Here is a 231-nt window from a genome sequence, read left to right as displayed (position 1 = left end):
GGCGGCCCATCCCTCGCAGATGAACAAGGACTTCGTTGCCGCCTACAAGAAAGCCTTCGGCACCCGTCCGGGCTTCATGGCCGTGAGCGGCTATGACGGCATCCATCTGATCTACGAGGCCCTGAAGAAGACCGGCGGCGACACCAATGGCGACAAGCTGATCGAGGCGATGAAGGGGCAGAAGTGGGAGAGCCCGCGCGGTCCGATCTCGATCGATCCCGAGACCCGCGA

The 231-nt window shown here is 63.2% G+C and carries 1 protein-coding gene; it reads left to right on the top strand.

All coding sequences use genetic code 11. The features are described 5' to 3' along the window. A partial coding sequence (locus AC0MA3_RS26800) for an ABC transporter substrate-binding protein (protein ID WP_474658394.1) occupies positions 1-231 on the top strand: 231 nt, incomplete at both ends.

It is taken from the genome of Paenibacillus sp. LS-5 (genome assembly GCF_056121505.1).
Note: the sequence above shows the minus strand (reverse complement) of the source record. Positions and strands in the feature narration are given on the sequence as shown.